Raw genomic sequence first — 19,507 nt, forward strand, 5'->3', positions numbered from 1 at the left:
ATGTAGCTACCCATTCTTCAAAATTGGCTCCTAATGGATGTGCTAGTGGCTGTTTATAATTTGCATAATTAGTAAAATTAGAATCATGGGCATACATAAAAGGGCGGGCAACATTATACTCAGCTTGTAAATCCAAATTGAGAATTTCGAAAGCATTGAAATATTTCAAACCAGTTTGCACAGCCCATTTGTTGGCCCACCAGCCGCCTTGTCTTAAATTATCTATTAGAAACTCATCTAAAACTAATTGTCCGTAAAGGCTAAATCTTTTCAAAAATAATGCTCTGAAATCCATACCCACTAATGCATTTCCCGAGCTGCCATCCTGCTGTTCCAATGCACGATAAAAAATGATAGGATTAAAATAAACGGGATCGATAGGGTTTTGAGCAACTGTAGAATCGCCAGACATGATGGCCTCAAAAATTCCAATATTAATATTGTCTGTAATGTTATAGCTCAGATGATGAAGTGATAAAAATTTTCTAGGATATTGATACTGTGTACCCGATAGCTGATTTCCTCTCAAGACCACATCAGCTGTTTGCAATCCAAAAAGATTGGTGTAATTAAACTTCCATATGTTGGTCTCTGCTTTTAAGAATAAATAACCTGTTGCAAAATCACTTAATATAAGAGAGCGTTCTCCGTTTCCAATGAAAAATCTATCGTGGCCAAATTGCAGATTGATATTTTTGGTGGCTTGAAAAGAAATATATCCACGCGCAGTAAAAAAGTCAACACCTTCATTATTGTCTCCGTATGGTTTCCAAAACCCCTCATTAGGTACTGCATTGAAATCACCTATGTAGTCATTCACGTGTCCTGGAAAAACCACTTGATTTTCTCCAACGAAGGTGTAAAAACCGAGCTTTTTATTGATAAGTCCCCTAACTTCTAACCCTCTGGTGTTGGTGTATAATCTATTATCACTTAGGCTCTCTTGTCCTAAAGAAAGGTGTAAAACTGGATTGACATGTAAATCAAATTCATCCTCATGAACATTGAGAAAATCAGGCTTGGTTTTATAGATATGTCCAAATATTCCTTTCTCATTTTTGTAATCAGCACTATCTGCCCATTCCCAACTGTCATTTTTCAGATAGTTATAATTGAATTTATCTCTTCTATTTAAATTATCTGAATCCAAGCTATCCAGGAATTGAGCTATTTCTTTTCTATTAAAAGGCTTCATAGAAGCATGAAAACTTTCAGAGAATTTCCCATTACTAACTTCCAATCTTTCCAGAAGATGATAGTAATCTCTATTTAAAGGAGCATTTACTGCTTGAGAATAGGCTGAAAGAAAAGAAAAAAGACAAATGACTGTTAATAATAATCTCATATTGAATAAATTAGCGGGTGCAAGATAACCAAAAATATATCACCAATAAACAGATAGAGGTTTGGAAAGAACAAAAGCTTCCCTTATTTTTGCATTCCTTTTAAAAGAATTGGTTGGAAATCAATAATTTAATTTATTTGTTATGAAAAAAGATACTCATCCAGAATACAAAGAAGTTGTATTTTGGGATACTCAAGCAGACGTGAAATTCTTAACGAGGTCTACAATGTCCTCAGGTGAAACCATCAAAATGGAAGATGGCAAAGAATATCCGGTAGTTAAAATAGAAGTTAGTTCGGCTTCTCACCCTTTTTATACAGGAAAGAAAATTTTCTTGGATACTGCAGGTCGTGTGGAGAAGTTCAACCAAAAATACAAAAAGAAGTAATAAATTTAGATTATCACTTCTTGTCAAAAGTCTCTCTGATGTTAAAATTAGGGAGGCTTTTTTGTTTATATGCTGTTTTAAATTTTATTCTAGATCTAAATATTAAGCTTATATTTGAATCCAACAGAATGGTAAGGATTTAGTTAAAATATAGATGACAAACGAAGAATTTAGAAAGCACGCCCATTCAATGGTCGATTGGATGACCAATTATTTAAATAATGTGGAGGACTATCCTGTTTTGTCCTCTGTTAAACCAGGTGAAATAAAAGCTCAATTTCCTGAATCCTTCCCAGAAAAAGCAGAAGATTTTAGCAAAATTTTTAAAGATTTTGAAGACAAAATAATGCCAGGCATCACCCACTGGGAAAGCCCGAATTTCTTTGCCTATTTTCCTGCTTCTAAAAGTAAAGCCTCTATTTTAGGTGAAATGCTGATGTCGGTTTTAGGCACTCAGGGAATGGTTTGGCTGACCTCTCCAGCTGCCACCGAATTGGAAGACCGCATGATGGAATGGATGTGCGATTTGCTCGGTCTTTCAAAAGATTGGACAGGCTCCATTCAAGATACCGCCTCTACGGGAACCTTTAATGCGCTAATAACCGCAAGAGAAAAAGCTTCAGATTTTCAAATTAATGCTAAAGGCTTTGCAGGAATGCCCCAATACAGGATTTATGCTTCTGAACAAGCACATAGTTCAATTGATAAAAATGTTAAAATAGCAGGATTTGGTTATGAAAACTTAGTAAAGATTCCTGTAGATGATAATTTTGCTATGATCCCTGAAAAGCTGGAAGAAGCGATTAAATCAGATCTTGCAAAAGGCTATAAGCCTTTATTTGTCTTAGGAGCTTTAGGTACAACGGGCACAACAGCTGTTGACCCACTGGAATCTATTGGAAAAATAGCTCAGAAGTACAATATATGGTTTCATGTTGATGCCGCCTATTCAGGTGCAGCTTTAATTTGCCCTCAGTACCGATGGATGAGCAAAGGTATTGAAATGGCAGACAGCATGGTTTTCAATCCACACAAATGGATGTTTGTGAATTTTGATTGCAGTCTTTATTATGTGAAAGACCCACAAGCACTAAAGCAATCCTATAGTATTACTCCAGAATATCTCAAAACAGATGCCGATGAGGAGGTCAACAACTACCGTGATTGGCATATTCAATTGGGTCGAAGATTTCGATCATTAAAATTATGGTTTGTATTGAGAGAATTTGGAGCTGAAAAACTCAGGGTGATTATCAACAACCATATTGAATGGGCAAAGTGGTTGGAAAAAGAAATAGAGAAATCGGATGACTTTGAAATGCTGGCGCCTGTTCCGGTTAATCTTTTATGCTTCCGATTTAATAATAGGAAGATGAATGAAGAAGAGCTTAATGCATTCAATGAGCAGCTACTGAAAAAGATCAATGCATCGGGTAAAATATTTATGACTCATACTAAACTAAATGGAAAATATACTTTGAGATTAGTGGGCGGACATCCTGAATTAACAAAAGGACATTTGGAAAGGGCTTGGGAGTTGATTAAGAAAACATCAAAATGATTTAGCATTACCATGGTTTTTAAAGCAATACAAACGCTTTGGTTTAGTCATCATCGTTACTGACTAAAATCCATCAGTTTTTAACTCTTACAGCAACTTCATTCGAATCCTTTTTTAGCGACACCTTTCACTAAGTACTATTATTAGCCAAAAAATACCTGCTAGAAAATTAAAAGAGCTGTTATTCAAGCATCAGGCTTATTCCAAAGGTCTTCTTATGGCGCGGATTTTGCTAATTTTTTTTAAGGAATAACTAAACGGTTAGAATTGTAGAAACCTTACTATTAGGATTTCATGGAGGTTAAGGAATTATTAGTCATTTGGCCTGAACTTGAGTACTTGATTGGATTGACATTTAAGAACATTTTTTCTATTTATGAATAAAACAAAGTAGCAACCTTAAAATATATTGTAATAGGTCATCAGCAGGTTGATGACTAAATTTTTACCCAAATTGAAGCTTATGAACTCACTTAAAAATGTCCCAGTATTTTTTATTTGCTTATTATTTACAGTTTTATCTTTTACAAGTTGTAAGGATGATGAAATTCAATCAAATCAATTAATTGTTAATGGTATTCTAGAGCAGGGCTCAACATCTCCAGATGGCTGGTGGTCAAATAGCGCCAATCCAGATAATTTTAATTTTATATGGACTGAGGATGAATCATTTTCTGGAAGCAAATCTGTTAGTATTTCAACTCAAACTGCTGATGCAAGCGCGTTTGCCTATTGGGGTCAGACAATTACTAATAATCTGCCAACTGGTAAGAGCGTTACCCTCAGCGTACGAATAAAAGGGGAGTTGAGTGGTAGAGGAGTTACAGTTGCATTACGGGGTGATGATACTGTTGAAATTGATGGATCAGCGGAGCAGTTTGCAACGACACAAGGATCTATGGATATATCTGGCACCTTTGATTGGAAAGAATATAGTATTAAACTGGATAATGTAGATGCCAGCACTAAAAGCTTAACTGTGTATTTAATTTATTTATACGATACAAGTGGAGAAGCATATTTTGACGATGTTTCTCTTACTTATTAATATGGAAGGGACTTGGTAGAAAAGAAGTATGAAAAATATTCTTCTATCCTTTTTATAAAAAAGAACTAGTTAAGGTAATCTTTCTGGCAAAGTATGACGCCTCTTTTAAACCGGATCTTGAGATTTTGAAAAACATTCTTTTTACAAAAAATGAGTATTTCCGAAATGACGTTTTGAATACCTTTGATGATTTACAACAAAGGGTTGCTAGACCTCCTTCCTCAAAATCTCCAGAGGAGGCTTATTCACAACAGATCGGCTATTGGTCAATCCAATGAAAACCGTTAAGCTCGTAATAGTAAAATAGGTAATTAATACCGCCCACAAATTAGGAATAAATACCGTTTCAAAACTAAAATAGGCTAATCCCCAGGCGGATAAAAGGGCGATAATAATACCGGTTAAACTCGCAATACTTCCCAAAAAGAAATATTCCATAAAGTTAATGCGCACTATTTGCTTCCTACTTGCTCCTATAGTTCTCAATAAAACAGCTTCTTGCATTCGCTGAAACTTACTGATATTAACAGCACCAATTAGTACGATTACCCCAGTGATAATGCTAAAGAAAGCCATAAACTGAATAACAAAAGAAATTTTGCCCAATACCTCGTCAACTGTTTTCAGTATCAAATCTAAATCGATAATGGAGATGTTTGGGAATTTGCTCACGATCTTTTGTTGATATTGGGCAGATGTTTCTACTTTTTCATAACGCGTCAATAAAACATGGAACTTAGGAGCTTCTTCCAGTACCCCTTCAGGAAAAACCACCAGGAAATTGGTTTGCACTCTTTGCCAGTCGATTTCTCTTATGCTTCCGACATAGCATTGAATTAATGCTCCCTGTACATTAAATGATATAGGATCACCTAGCCCAACTTTCATATCTTCTGCTAAACCATCGTCTAATGAAATAAAAATGGAATCAGTTGAGTTTTGAACTTGGCCTATCCATTCTCCTTCTAATAAAGTTTCAGAATCAATTAAGCTATCTCGATATGTCACTCTGTATTCTCTTCTCAATACCCAATTCCGAACTCCGGCAGTAGTATCTTCACGAATCGATTCCACCGACTCCCCTTTCAGGCTATGTAGTTTCATAGTAACAATTGGTACTTCCTGAATAACCGGTAAACTGTCTTTTTGGGTAATCTCTATAACTTCATCTACTTGGTCGCTTTGAATATCAAAGAGTACCATATTAGGCTGATTCTCGCTACTGCTTAATTTTACTTTATCTAATAATAAATCTTGGCTCAGCATTAAAGTGGTGATTAATGCGGTGCCTAAACCAATAGTGATTACTAAAATTAAAGTCTGATTATTCGGTCTATATAAATTAGCCAAACCTTGTCTTGTAGTAAATGGAGCATTTTCAGGGAAGTATTTTCTTACAGCCCAAATGATTAATCGGCTGACCCCCATCAGAATTAAAGCGGCCCCTAACAACGAAACCGTGAAAATAGCGGCTTTCTGTAGTTCATTGAGTTGAATATAAGAAAAACCAAAAACGAATAATACTACCAAAACATATACAAAACGGCTGGCTTTGGAAGTTTTTCCCCAGCCTAAACTTCTCAATACATTTAGAGGAGATACTTTACGGATTTGCAAAAGCGGAACTAGAGCAAAAAGTACTGAAGCTAACAAGCCAATTAGAATACCTTGAAAAAATGAGCTATAGCTGAAACTTAATTCAATTTCAAATGGTAAGAAATCAGCAAAAAGCTGAGGTAAAAAATATTGGATGCTGCTCCCAATTAATGATCCAATAAGAGAACCTATTAATCCAATTATAGCAATTTGGATGAGAAAAATCCACATTCCTTGTAGAGAAGAAGCACCTAAACAGCGCAAAATGGCTACTGATTTCACTTTTTCTTTTACATATACCTGTACCGAACTTGCCACGCCTATGCAGCCTAAAAGCAAAGCAATAAATGCGGTCAAATTCAGAAAGCCGGTTAAATCGGAATAAGCATCTCCTAATTCTTCTTTTCTTTCTTCTACATCATCAAAGCGGATTTCTTCTTTTTCTAATCGGGGTTTTAAAACCTCATTGAAATACTTTTGATCATCAATCCCATCAGGAAATTTTACATATAATTTGTAATTGATTCGACTGCCCTTCTGCATCAATCCTGTTTCCTCTAATTTGGACAAAGGAATAAACACAGGTGGCGCTACGGTTGTGGTGATTGCGGATTGTCCTGGTGTTTTATTGATTTCTCCAGCTATGGAAAATATGGAATTCCCAATTCTTACCGAATCATTTGGATTAACATTAAACTGAAGCATTAATGACTGATCTACTAAGGCTTTTTCATTATTGTTATAGTCCTCAGCAGAAGAAAAAGGAGTCGTTTCTATTTTACCATAAAAAGGATAGTTTGCTTCTACCGCTCGAACATTAATCAGTCGAGTCCCACCATTTTTAGGAAAATAAACCATACTGGCAAAAGCTCTTTCTTCAGAAAGCTCAAGGTTTTCATTCTGCAGAAATTGGTAAAGTGAATCAGGAAAAGGACTTCTACTTTCTAATTCTACATCTGCGCCAAGTAGTTCTTTGGCTTCAGAGTTTATTTGTTGGGTTAGGTTATCTCCAAATGAATTAATGGCAACCAATGCCGCAATGCCCAGTATAATACTGCTCATAAACAGAAATAATCGCGAACGATTTCTGCGACTATCACGCCAAGCCATTTTCAATAACCAGTTTAAATTTTGCATGAGAATGGTTTTTAAGCTTCTTCTGAAGTTAGCGTTGCAGTATCTTTAATAAGTTTACCTCCTTTAAGTTGAAGGATTCGATCTGTTCTTTTTGCCAGATCGTGATCATGGGTTACCAAAACTAAAGTAGTACCTAATTCTTTATTCAAATTAAAGATGAGTGCTTCAATGGTTTCTCCTGTTTCCTGATCTAAATTTCCGGTGGGCTCATCGGCAAATAAAATTTTAGGTTGATTGGCAAAAGCTCTTGCAATAGAGACCCTTTGTTGCTCTCCACCTGAAAGTTGTGAAGCATAATGGTGCATTCTATCTCCCAATCCTACTTTCTCCAACAAATCGACTGCAATTGGCTTTACATTCTTTTTTCCTAATAATTCCAAGGGAACCATCACGTTTTCCAATGCGGTTAAGCTTGGCAAAAGATTAAAGCTTTGAAAAATAAATCCTACGGAAGCGTTTCGAACAGCAGCTCTTTCATCTTCAGATAGATTCTCTAATTTCTTATCGTCTAAGGTAACCGAACCTGTTCCGGCTTCATCCAGACCTGCACATAAACCAAGCAAAGTGGTTTTGCCGCTACCCGATGGGCCAATAATTGCACAACTACTACCCGCCTTTATTTCAAAATTAATATCAGAAAGAACGGTTAAAGATTTCTCCCCTGATTGGTAGGTTTTACTTAGGTTTTGAACTGCTAAAATTTGAGTCATTAATATTTTTATCTGCTATAACGTAATATCAAACGTTTGAAGTGACAAACAGTTTAAGAAAGTTGATGGGCGGAAAAATAATATTATTATGAGAATAGTATAAAAAAATGCATTCATTTCATACATCTAACTGGTATATAGAAACATATAATCAAAAAGGTTTAAGTTTAATTTCCTTATCATGAAAACTATAATTACTTTTGCAAATTGAAAAATTTTAGCTTAAATCTTACATATGAAAAACTATTACTTATTCATTAGCTTTCTGTTTCTTTCTTTTAACTTATTTGCACAGTCGTTAACCCTTCCATTTGTGGAGGATTTTGAATCTGGCCAAAACGGCTGGACATCTGGCGGAACTAATACCACATGGGCATTTGGCACACCTAATAAACTAGGTCTTAGCTCGGCTCCTTCTGGCAGTAATGCCTGGGTATTAGGTAATCTTACTGGAAATCATAACAATAATGAGAAATCTTATGTTCAAAGTCCTGTATATGATTTCACAAACATAACCAATGCTAAGGTTTCAGCTACAGTAGCTTATGATTTGGAATCTTGCTGCGATGGTGTACAACTTCAGTATTCTATTGATGGAGGAACTTCCTGGACTATTATTAATGCAAGTATTGATGCCATGAATTGGTATGATGATGAATGGAATGGCAATACTAGTGGAACTCAAATAGTTTCTTCTAATGCATCAGCTTTAGCAGGACAGCCTTCGGTAATATTTCGATTTTATTTTGATAGCGATGGTAGTGTAATTAGGGAGGGTTTTGTATTTGATGATTTTACTTTAAGTGAATATCCTGATCAGGATTTAAAGATGCACGCTTTAAACAAGGAGAATTCAAGATATTTGACCACAAGTGAAACCATTGATGTAGTAGTTTATAACAGTGGCACTGCCCCAACAAGCTCCTTTGATTTGTCTTATACCATAAATGAAGGTACGCAGCAGACAGAATCTTATGCAATTGCGATTCCGGCATCTTCGTACGATACTCTTAGTTTTTCTGCTACAGCAGATTTGAGTCAAGAAGGCACCTACGATTTCAAGATTTGGGTTTCAAATTTTGCTGCTGATACTATACAAGATAATGACACCATTTCACATCAATTGACGCATTACCAACAGTTGACACCTAGCCTGCCTTATTTTAATGATTTTGAGAACTATATATCTGAAACTGGGTCGTATTCGGAAAAAGTAATCTATAATTTACCAGAATTTGAATTAAAACTTGAAAGCGAGGGTGTATACCAAGTATTCTATACAATCTTATCCAAAGCAATTGAAGGAAGTCGCTACTTACATATGGAGGGCAGGTCTAACACCCAATATTTGATTGGCCACTTTGATTTTTCTACTTCAAGTGTATCTACGGATAATTTTTTATTGTCCTTTATTGCTAATAGTACTGTGGGGGCCAATGCCAAAGTAGCGATTAGAGGAAGTCGAAATCATCCATGGATTGAAATTGATTCCATTTCGAGCAGAGAAATTAAAACCCATGGTTATGATATATCTAGTATATTAGCTAATAATGGCCAAGACTTCAGTTCAAGCTTTCAATTAAGATTTACCAACAATTCTAATTACAGTCTAAATCTTGATAATTTGAGAATAGAACGTATAGAAGATAATGACCTAACAGTCCTATCACAATCTATTCAGAACGGAAGAGATTTGGGAGTTTCTGAAGCCCTAAGTGTTAACATTTTTAATAAAGGAGTCACGGATCAGTCAAGCTTTGATATTTCTTACCAAATGGGTACTAATGGAGTGGTTACTGAGACCATTAATAGTACTATTGGTTCGATTGATACTTTAAATCATACTTTTGCTTCTACCCTAGACCTATCAGCTATAGGATCATATGATTTGAAAGTTTGGACCTCACTTGCAACGGATACTAATACAAGCAATGATACCCTAGAATTTCAAGTGAAAAATTATGGAAGACCTATAGTTAATTTGCCCTATAGCTTGAATTTTGATAGTTTAAGTCTACAAGTTGAATATGGAGACAGTATGGCTATAGACCTTAATAATCAACTTGATTTTCAGACTTCAGCTTATGCTCATGGTAATTATAGAATTATTAATGATGCTAATTCAATTGATGGAAACAGTATAGGATTATCTTCACTCTATTCTGCTACTAATGAGCTCATTCTTAACCTGAATATGTCTAATTATTTAGTAGGCAATAACCAAATCCGTTTGACCTTTGATTACAGAAATATATTCGATGGCATTAGCCCAGAAGATAAAATTTTTATCAGGGGGAATAATAGCGACACCTGGATTCCTGTTTTTGATTGGAATACCGAAGTATACAATCAAAACATAACAGCATTAGTAAACATTACAGAATTTCTGGCTACCAATGGACAAGAGTTTAGCGCTACAACTCAAATTAAATTTGGGCAATCAGGAACCAGTTCATTCGGTAGTGATGGATTAGTCTTGGATAATATAAGTCTTACGGAGTTTCTTGCTGATGATATTAGTCTTATAGCTCATAATTTGCAATCTTCAAGGTCTCTGACCAACAGTGATACTCTAATTGTTGATATTTATAATAATGGACTTAACGCACAGCAAAATTTTGATGTTTTCTATCAAATTAACGGAGGTACAGTAGTTCAAGAAACCGTTGCTGCTACAGTTGCTGGTTTAGATACTCTTAGTTATACATTCACCACTATTTTAGACTTGCCTTCAGGAGGGGATTATGATATAGATGTTTGGACTGCTTTAACTGGAGATATGGATCAATCTAATGATACTTTATCATTTACAATAGAAAAAGTATCTAATTCCGTTGTTCAGTTTCCATTAATGATTGATTTTGAGAATGATTCTAGCTTTTTCACGCAAGGAGATACTATACTTTTTGGAAGTGAAAGAAGATTTGACTTCTTTACCGAAAATGGAACAGGAGAAGTACAAGTTTTCACTCAATCCTACGCAATTGATAATAAAAGCTTAGGTATAGCCTCATCGTCTCAGGATTTAAATGAATTAATTTTAAATTTAAACCTATCGGATTATACAGTAGAGGCTAATAAGATTCTATTTAGTTTTGATTACAAAGATATAGGAGATGAAGATCACGAGGCAGATAAGATTTACATAAGAGGAAGTGAAGCCGACCCTTGGATTGCTTTATTTCATTGGAACACTAGTGATGAATATACCACTATAAATGTTTCAATGAATATTAGTGATAGTTTATTGGCCAATGGTCAGGTATTTAGCAATTCTACTCAGATAAAATTTAGTCAAGATGACAATTATTCATTCGGAACAGATGGTCTAGTTATTGATAATTTGAATTTTACTGAACTTCTTACAGAAGATCTAAGCCCTATCAATACTAATTTGCAATCCTCAAGAACGCTGACCAACAGTGAAACCCTCATTATTGATATACATAATAATGGAGTTAATTCACAACAGAATTTTGATGTGTTTTATCAAATAAATGGAGGTGCTTTTGTTAAAGAAATAGTGACGGATTCAGTTGCGGGCTTAGACTCCATTAGGTATACTTTTAATACTGCTTTAGACTTATTAACAGTTGGGCAATATGACATAAAGGTTTGGACTGGCTTAGCTGGAGATTTGGATCAATCCAATGATACTTTATCTGTATCTATTGAAAACTATCCTAATCCTAATGTTCAGTTTCCATTAACAATTGATTTCGAGAATGACTCTAGTTTCTTCACTCAAGGTGATACCCTCCTATTTGGCGATGAGAGAAGATTTGATTTCTTGACGAATAACAAATTAGGGCAGATACAGGTTTTTTCAGGCTCCAGAGCAATATATATGAATAGTTTGGCAATTGCCTCTTCAGGTTTAGATCTGAATGAGCTCATATTAAACTTAAATCTTTCTGATTATACAGCAAACACCAATAAAATACTTTTTGAATTTGATTTCAGGGATGTTAATGACGATGATAGCGATGAGGATAAGGTGTTTATCAGAGGAAGTAAAAATGATCCATGGATTGTCTTATATGATTGGAATACTACTAATGAAAATTATGTCTTAAGTGCATCAATGAACATAAGTGACAGTTTATTGATGAATGGACAGGAATTTAGTAATTCAACACAAATTAAATTCGGACAAACTGGATATTATGAGTTGGGCTATGATGGTTTAGTAATAGACAACTTGAATTTTACAGAACTTGCAAATGATGATGTAGGAGTTATCTCAAGTCCATTGAGATCAATGGGATCATTGACAGCGGCAGATACGTTAAAGGCAGACCTTCATAATTTTGGGAGATTAGCTCAACAAGGGTTTAATATTTATTATCAAATAGATAATCAAGCACCTGTCTTGGAGGTAGTAACAGAAACTATAAACCCGCTTGATACTGTACAGTATACTTTTGATAATTTAATTGATCTTTCAGAGGAGAGAGTTTACTCTATTAAAATTTGGACAGATTTAACAAATGATCAGAATAATACTAATGACACACTTAGTTTAAATATTGAACATTATCCGTTAGTTGATCTACCATATTCTGAAAATTTTGAAAATGGAGATGGCAATTGGATTGCAAGTGGAAACAATAGCTCTTGGGAATATGGACTTCCTAGTAAACTAGGTTATGATTCTACTCAAAACAATCAGGCTTGGACTCTAGGAGGGCTAGTTGGCCAATATAATAATAGTGAACAATCCTATTTAGAGAGTCCACTCTTCAATCTTTCAAGTATAGATAGTGGTTATTTTTCAGTAGATATTAATTATGAAATTGAGAATAATTTTGATGAATTAAGAGTGCAATACTCTACAAACCAAGGAGATACTTGGAATGATCTAAATACAGGTACATTAAATTGGTTTACTGGTGTCGGTTGGTCCGGAACAGGCACTAATCAAATTACAGCTAAGGCAGACATTAGTAACTTGACTTCTTTTGGAGAACTAAAATTCAGATTCTATTTTGAAAGTGATGGTTCAGTTGTTTATAAAGGAGCAATTATTGATAATATTATTATTGAGTCATATCCGAACAATGATATTAAAACTGTTTCTCAGAATTTAGTGTCTTCCAGAGGGCTTACTAATAGTGAGGATATAACTGTTGAAATTTATAATAATGGCATAAATGCACAACAAAACTTTCAGGTTTCTTATCAGGTCAATGATGGCAATATTGTTCAGGAAACAGTAAGCAATACTATAGCAAGCCTCGATAGCTTAACTTATACCTTTGCTGCTCAGGCAGACTTATCAACTGTTGGTCTTTATAATATTGATATTTGGACAACTTTAAGTGGAGATGAAAATACATCAAACGATACGCTTTCTTTCACAATTGAGAAATTCAATAATCCAGTTGTTGCTTTGCCTTTACTAATTGATTTTGAGAATGATTCAACATTTTTCACTCAAGGCGATACTACATTTTTTGGTGATGAGGGAAGATTTGACTTCTTTACTTTAAATGGAACTGGTCAAGTTCAAGTTTTCACTGGTTCGAATGCTATAATGGATAGAAGTCTAGGGATAGCTTCAGCCATTCAAGACTTGAATGAACTTATTTTAAACTTGAATCTTTCAAATTATACAGTTGAAGCTAATAAGATACTTTTCAATTTTGACTACAAGGATTTAGGGGATGAAGATGATACTGCTGATAAAGTATTTATAAGGGGTAGTGAAAATGATTCATGGATTACTTTATATGATTGGAATACCACTAATGAAAATACTATAATTAACGTCTCTGTTAACATTAGTGATAGCCTACTTGCAAATGGTCAGGCCTTTAGTAATACAACCCAGATAAAATTTGGTCAGTCTGACAATGTTGAACTTGGACAGGACGGATTGGTAATTGATAATTTGAGTTTTACAGAGCTTTCGAACGATGATGTTGGTGTTGTTTCAACTGATTTAGTTTCTTCTGGTTTATTCACTGCCTCTGAGAATCTAAGTGTAGGTATTTTTAATTATGGTAAATTAGCTCAACAAGGGTTTGATATTTATTACCAAATTGATAATGGACAAGTAATTCAAGAAACGGTAACTGAAATAGTAAATCCTTTAAATACGCTCAATTATTCTTTCGGTAATATGTTGGATCTTTCAGCGGAAAAGACCTATCAAATAAAAGTCTGGACAGATCTTATAAATGATAGTAATCAGTCCAATGATTCTCTTACTTTTAGCATAGAGCATTTTCCTGTCATTGAGCTACCATATACTCAGGACTTTGAATCAGGAGATGGAGATTGGATTGCTGGTGGAAATAATAGTTCATGGGAATATGGCGTTCCCACAAAGCTTGGCTATGATTCAATTCAAAATAATAAAGCTTGGGCATTAGGAGGGTTAAGCGGTGATTATAATAATACTGAGCTCTCGTATATAGAGAGTCCAATATTTAATTTCACCCAAATTGATAGTGCGTATATTTCAGCAGATATTAATTTCAATTTAGAATCTGGTTACGATTACTTGAGAATTCAGTATTCTACAGATCTTGGTGATACTTGGGTAACTTTAAATAATGGGTTATCTAATTGGTATACAGGTAATGGTTGGTCAAGTTCAAATGAAATACAAGCATTAGCTGATATAAGTGCTTTAGCAGGATTTGAAGGCGTGAAATTTAGATTTTATTTCTCTAGCGATGGGTCATATACTTTAAGTGGTGCTATCATTGATAATATTGAAGTAAAACCATATCCATCAGTCGATATGACGCTTACAGATTATAGCTTTACTGCTGCTAATGATTCTCTTGGCTCTGCTGAATCGATTGACGTTACAGTTTTTAATTTGGGGCAAGAGTATAACAATGCAGTGATTGAGTATTCATTGAATAATGAACAAGTTCATAGAGACACTGTAAATGTTGTAGGTGCTTTAGAAGTGCAAACTATTACTTTATCAAATGCTCTTGATTTTACTGTTCAGTGTGCTAATCAACTGAGAATTTCATTAATAGTTGAAAATGATGTGGATCAAACAAATAATATTTTAGAGGATTTGATTTATACTAATAGCAATATTGTAGAGAACCTTATACTTGAAGATTCGATGGAGGTTTGTATCAACCAAGCTATAATCCAGCTTGAATCGGAGATAAGTAATGGAACATGGACTGGAGATGGTGTATCAGAGTCCGGTGCATTTGATCCTCTAACTGCAGGAGTAGGTGTTCATGAAATCTTATTTGAGACTTTTGAGGAAGGTTGTAGTAATTTTGATTCTATAATAATTAATGTAAAAGAAGTTATTTCGGGTTCTGTTGATAAAAGTGTAGAAGGACAATTAACCGCCCCTGAAGCAGTTTCCTATCGTTGGTTTAGGGATAGAGCTTTTATAAATGAAACTTCTCAAACAATTGAAATTCAAAAATCAGGAAACTATGAAGTGGAACTTACTAATGAGGTAGGTTGTACATCAATTATAGAAGTAGGTCAAGTACTAGGAAATAATACAGTTTTAAATGAAGACCATTATACTGTTTATCCTAACCCTGCAAGAGAATACATCATGATTAATGTTATTCCTGATTTAACTGAAGTTAGAGCTCAACTTTATAGTCTTGACGGAAGATTGATTTGGGAAAAGCCAATTATTGAAATTCAATCCAGAATGGAAGTTAATAGAATCTATTCAGGGACTTATATTTTGAAAATAATTTCAAATGAAGGAATTGCAACAGAGAAAATAATTGTCTATTAAGAAAGACAAACCAACCTTAAAAAGCAACTGCATTTATTGTAGTTGCTTTTTTTTTGCATAATAGAGTATTCACTAGAAGTAATTTTTTAAACCATCCATCAAAATTTACCCCCAACTCATCCTTCTAAAAAACTTATTTGCTAACTTATCCTTTTAAATAAATTTTACTCAAAATGAAAAAACATATACTATTATTTATTGGCCTTTGCCTGTTTTTAAATCCAAGAGCGTGGACGCAAGAAGAGGAAAGCAGTTACGTAAAAGAGCATTACAACAAAGAGGAAGTTTATATTCCTATGCGAGATGGCACTCGTCTTTATACTGCCATATATACACCCAAAGAAAAGGGTAATCATCCGATTATGATGCAAAGAACTTGTTATAGCATTGCGCCTTATGGGCCTGATGCCTATAAGCGTTCTTTAGGGCCTTCCCAATATTTAATGGAGGATAAGTTCATTTTCGTTTATCAAGATGTGAGAGGCCGATGGATGTCCGAAGGTAAGTTCACCAATATGACACCAAACATTCCGGGCAATAAGCATAAAAAAGAAGCCGATGAGAGTTCAGATACTTTTGACACTATAGAATGGTTATTGAAACATTTAAAAGGCAAAACAAACGGAAAAGTAGGCCAATGGGGTATTAGTTATCCCGGATTTTATACTGCTGCAGCTTTGCCTGATGCACATCCTGCTTTGAAAGCTAGTTCACCACAAGCCCCAATAGGGGATTTTTTCTTTGATGATTTCCACCACAATGGCGCTTATTTGCAAAGTTATACGGCTGCTTATCCTGTTTTTGGTTACCAAACAAAAGAGCCTACTACCGAATCATGGTATAGAGAAGCATTTGCAAGAATGAAAACTGCTAATGCTATTGACGGATATGATTACCATATGGAATTGGGACCTTTAAAAAATATTACTGAAAAAATACATTTTGATAATGAGTTTTGGCAACAAACTGTTGAGCACCCGAATTATGATGAGTTCTGGCAGAAAAGAAGTATCATTCCTCATTTGGATGATATTGATCATGCCGTGATGGTAGTAGGTGGTTGGTTTGATGCTGAGGACTTATACGGACCATTGAATATTTATAAAACGATTGAAAAAACAAGTCCAGATGCTTATAATACCATTGTTTTTGGACCATGGAGTCACGGAGATTGGGCTAGAGAAAGAGGCTTTCAAGCTGTTAACCATGTTTATTTTGGGGATAGTATTTCTATTTTCTATCAAACTGAAATTGAGCGAACTTTTTTCAACCATTTCTTAAGAGATGGAGAAGGGAAACCTAATTTGCCTGAAGCTTATATGTTTGATACAGGGCTGAAAGAATGGCAAAAATTCGATGTTTGGCCGCCACAGATTCCACAAACTACTTTAGGATTTGCTCAAAATGGTAAGCTTTTAATAAATGAAGAAGGAAGCAATGATGATGAATTTAGCTATGTATCAGATCCTGCTAAACCTGTACCCTATACTTCATTTACGGAAAGTGTCACCTTCACTCCTCGTCCATATATGACGGATGACCAGCGTCATGCTGCTCGTAGACCTGATGTCTTGGTTTGGGAATCTGATCCATTGGAAGAAAATTTAACATTGGCAGGTGAAATTGCAGCCAAATTGAAAGTGGCCATCTCTTCAACGGATGCTGATTTCATTGTAAAAATCATAGATGTTTACCCTGGTGATCATGAAAGTTATGAGCACAATCCTGATAATATCGTAATGGGCAACTATCAGCAATTGGTAAGAGCTGAAGTTTTCAGAGGAAGGTTCAGAGATAGCTTTGCAGATCCAAAACCATTTATTCCAAATGAAGAAGATGAAGTGGATATCACACTTCAGGATATTTTACATACATTTAAAAAGGGGCATAAAGTAATGGTTCAAATCCATAGCACCTGGTTTCCTTATATTGACAGAAACCCACAGAAATATGTAGAAAATATCTACAAAGCTGAAGAGGAGGATTTCATTAAAGCGACAATTACGGTAAAAGGAGATTCTAAAATTGAGATTGGCGAGATAGAAACTACACCTCAATCTTTGCAATTGGAATTGGATAAATAACAATCAATTATTTATCCTAAAATATAATTTTGTAGAAGCCTTGGTCATAAAGATCAGGGCTTTTTTATTTTGCAACTTATTTTTTAATATTTGTGTCTGATTTAATTATCAATGATTCATTATATGAAAAGATTCTTATTATTTATAGCGATTATTTTTGCATCTCAATTTTCAAAAGCACAAAAGCATTCCATAGGTTTATCATATAATCATTTATTTGATGGCACTGCTACAAAATTTTCTTCAAGCTATTTTGATCCATCTTATTTTCATCAAAAAGGGTGTCAATTTGGAGTAAATTATAGTTATAAAATATCTACAAATTTTAAATTAATTTCTGGATTGCAAACCCAAACAAATTGGATGGAAAAAAAGGATTCGGATTTTGAGGATAACCTCCAAAAATGGAATTTTAAGATAGAAACAATGAATATACCTATCTTGCTTCACTATAAATTTTTAAAGTACTTATTTACTGAAGGTGGTCTAATACTTAATTGGCAGACTAATGAGCCAAATGAAAATGGTATAGAAAAACAGACTGGCTTAGGGATTTCATATGCTGTTGGAGCACAATACGATATCAAAAAGTTTAAATTTTTTGTGAAGGCTCATAGTCAGATTCAAACCGTTATCCCATTTAAAAAGAAGTATCAAACCTATCGATTAATAGCGAGTGGTATCTCAGCTGGATTTTTTTATCATTTATAAATCTTATTTAAAATTTTAGTCTATATTCTTCAAGTTTCCTATTTTTGGTCTCTATGAAAAAAGAAAGCAGGCTAAAGTGGGTTATATTATTGAACATCATCATCACAGTTTCTCAAATAGTGGGAGGAATTGTTGGGAATTCTATGGCATTGATTTCAGATGCCATGCACAATTTCAGTGATGTAGCAGCACTATTCATTAGCTTGATAGCCATACTTCTTGCCAAGAAAGAAGCTACTTATAGTAAATCTTTTGGCTATAAAAGAGCAGAGGTTTTAGCCGCTTTTGTTAATTCAGCATTCATTATAGCGGTAGCAATTTATATCATTATTGAGAGTATCCAGCGTTTGCAAATTACTCAAATACTAGAAATCAATAATGACTTGGTAATTTGGCTGGCAGGGATTGCTATTATTGCCAACGGTTTAAGTGTTTTATTCTTGGCAAGAGATGCCAAACATAGTATGAACATGAAATCTGCATTCTTGCATTTGCTTTCAGATACTTTGTTTTCAGTGGCAGTCTTAGGGGGTGGTTTAGCTATGAAATATTACGGAGTGGCATGGGTTGATGGTGTTTTATCTATTCTCATTGGGGTTTATTTAATCGCTACTTCATGGCAGTTACTTTGGGGTTCTACCAAAATTCTATTACAATTTGTACCGGAAGGAATCAATATCCCGCGATTAGTGGAGGAAGTGGAACATTTAAATGAGGTAAAAAATATCCATCATATCCATGTTTGGCAATTGGATGAGTACACCATCCATCTGGAGGCACATGTTGATTTACGTGAGGATTTGAAGGTGAGTAATACACATGAAATTCAAACGAAAATTGAGGAGTTATTGCATACTAATTTCTCTATTGGGCATATCACTTTGCAGTTTGAACACGGTTTAGAGGAAAACAAAAAACTGATTCAGTAAAATTTATTTATTTTATCAGATAGTCACACTTTTTAAACCAAACATAGTCAAAGGCACAAGCAGACAATTGCGCTATTGCAATCTATTTCCATTCATCACCTGGTTCAAGCATCCGTGGCTGTTGCACAACTACCTTTTATAAAAGTTAAAACTACGACTCATTTCCGGGTAATTTCCGTTTTGGAGTTCTGTTATAATCAGGAACTTCCTATACACGGAAAAAACAGATATGAATTGATTTATTTTGTTGTTTA

10 protein-coding genes are annotated in these 19,507 nt (G+C 34.6%); 7 read left to right on the forward strand and 3 right to left on the reverse strand.

From position 1 onward, the window contains the following. On the reverse strand, nucleotides 1-1,345 hold a 1,345-nt coding region (locus Q0L29_RS11045; protein WP_296621622.1), incomplete at its 3' end, for a capsule assembly Wzi family protein. Nucleotides 1,346-1,487: 142 nt separating this feature from the next. On the opposite strand from Q0L29_RS11045, the gene Q0L29_RS11050 reads away from it, so the two are divergent. From Q0L29_RS11050 to Q0L29_RS11060, 3 genes are all read left to right on the forward strand, one after another. Beyond that, nucleotides 1,488-1,733: a type B 50S ribosomal protein L31 gene (locus Q0L29_RS11050; protein ID WP_296621625.1), complete on the forward strand. Its 246-nt coding sequence runs from the start codon at nucleotides 1,488-1,490 to the stop codon at nucleotides 1,731-1,733. Nucleotides 1,734-1,887: 154 nt separating this feature from the next. Further along, complete coding sequence (locus tag Q0L29_RS11055; RefSeq protein WP_296621627.1) at nucleotides 1,888-3,294, forward strand: aminotransferase class I/II-fold pyridoxal phosphate-dependent enzyme; 1,407 nt, start codon at nucleotides 1,888-1,890, stop codon at nucleotides 3,292-3,294. Nucleotides 3,295-3,757: 463 nt separating this feature from the next. Beyond that, nucleotides 3,758-4,342 carry a hypothetical protein gene (locus Q0L29_RS11060; RefSeq protein ID WP_296621629.1) on the forward strand — a complete coding sequence of 195 codons (585 nt, stop codon included), beginning with the start codon at nucleotides 3,758-3,760 and terminating at the stop codon, nucleotides 4,340-4,342. Nucleotides 4,343-4,549: 207 nt separating this feature from the next. Here the strand turns inward: Q0L29_RS11060 and Q0L29_RS11065 are convergent, their stop codons facing one another. Both Q0L29_RS11065 and Q0L29_RS11070 read right to left on the reverse strand, forming a co-directional pair. Beyond that, the gene (locus Q0L29_RS11065; protein WP_296621631.1) at nucleotides 4,550-7,075 is read right to left on the reverse strand and encodes an FtsX-like permease family protein; all 2,526 of its coding nucleotides are present in this window, start codon (nucleotides 7,073-7,075) and stop codon (nucleotides 4,550-4,552) included. A gap of 11 nt (nucleotides 7,076-7,086) precedes the next feature. Continuing rightward, complete coding sequence (locus Q0L29_RS11070; protein ID WP_296621633.1) at nucleotides 7,087-7,785, reverse strand: ABC transporter ATP-binding protein; 699 nt, start codon at nucleotides 7,783-7,785, stop codon at nucleotides 7,087-7,089. Between the two features lie 235 nt (nucleotides 7,786-8,020). Here Q0L29_RS11070 and Q0L29_RS11075 point away from each other — a divergent pair, with 235 nt between their 5' ends. From Q0L29_RS11075 to Q0L29_RS11090, 4 genes are all read left to right on the forward strand, one after another. Next, nucleotides 8,021-15,529 (forward strand): T9SS type A sorting domain-containing protein, encoded by a 7,509-nt coding sequence (locus Q0L29_RS11075; RefSeq protein ID WP_296621635.1) that lies wholly within the window; start codon nucleotides 8,021-8,023, stop codon nucleotides 15,527-15,529. 173 nt (nucleotides 15,530-15,702) lie between these two features. Then, nucleotides 15,703-17,613, forward strand: a complete 1,911-nt coding sequence (locus Q0L29_RS11080; RefSeq protein WP_296621637.1) for a CocE/NonD family hydrolase — start codon at nucleotides 15,703-15,705, stop codon at nucleotides 17,611-17,613. Between the two features lie 123 nt (nucleotides 17,614-17,736). Then, complete coding sequence (locus Q0L29_RS11085) at nucleotides 17,737-18,324, forward strand: outer membrane beta-barrel protein (protein WP_296621640.1); 588 nt, start codon at nucleotides 17,737-17,739, stop codon at nucleotides 18,322-18,324. A 53-nt stretch (nucleotides 18,325-18,377) separates the two neighbouring features. After that, complete coding sequence (locus Q0L29_RS11090) at nucleotides 18,378-19,253, forward strand: cation diffusion facilitator family transporter (protein ID WP_296621643.1); 876 nt, start codon at nucleotides 18,378-18,380, stop codon at nucleotides 19,251-19,253. Nucleotides 19,254-19,507 lie beyond the last annotated feature (254 nt).

The organism is Marivirga sp. (assembly GCF_024636815.1).
Classification (GTDB): domain Bacteria; phylum Bacteroidota; class Bacteroidia; order Cytophagales; family Cyclobacteriaceae; genus Marivirga.

Bases quoted from the DNA above. Each gene is read 5' to 3' on its own strand.
- Q0L29_RS11050 (WP_296621625.1), top strand. From the start codon at position 1,488: ATGAAAAAAGATACTCATCCAGAATACAAAGAAGTTGTATTTTGGGAT.
- Q0L29_RS11055 (WP_296621627.1), top strand. From the start codon at position 1,888: ATGACAAACGAAGAATTTAGAAAGCACGCCCATTCAATGGTCGATTGG.
- Q0L29_RS11060 (WP_296621629.1), top strand. From the start codon at position 3,758: ATGAACTCACTTAAAAATGTCCCAGTATTTTTTATTTGCTTATTATTT.
- Q0L29_RS11065 (WP_296621631.1), bottom strand. From the start codon at position 7,075: ATGCAAAATTTAAACTGGTTATTGAAAATGGCTTGGCGTGATAGTCGC.
- Q0L29_RS11070 (WP_296621633.1), bottom strand. From the start codon at position 7,785: ATGACTCAAATTTTAGCAGTTCAAAACCTAAGTAAAACCTACCAATCA.
- Q0L29_RS11075 (WP_296621635.1), top strand. From the start codon at position 8,021: ATGAAAAACTATTACTTATTCATTAGCTTTCTGTTTCTTTCTTTTAAC.
- Q0L29_RS11080 (WP_296621637.1), top strand. From the start codon at position 15,703: ATGAAAAAACATATACTATTATTTATTGGCCTTTGCCTGTTTTTAAAT.
- Q0L29_RS11085 (WP_296621640.1), top strand. From the start codon at position 17,737: ATGAAAAGATTCTTATTATTTATAGCGATTATTTTTGCATCTCAATTT.
- Q0L29_RS11090 (WP_296621643.1), top strand. From the start codon at position 18,378: ATGAAAAAAGAAAGCAGGCTAAAGTGGGTTATATTATTGAACATCATC.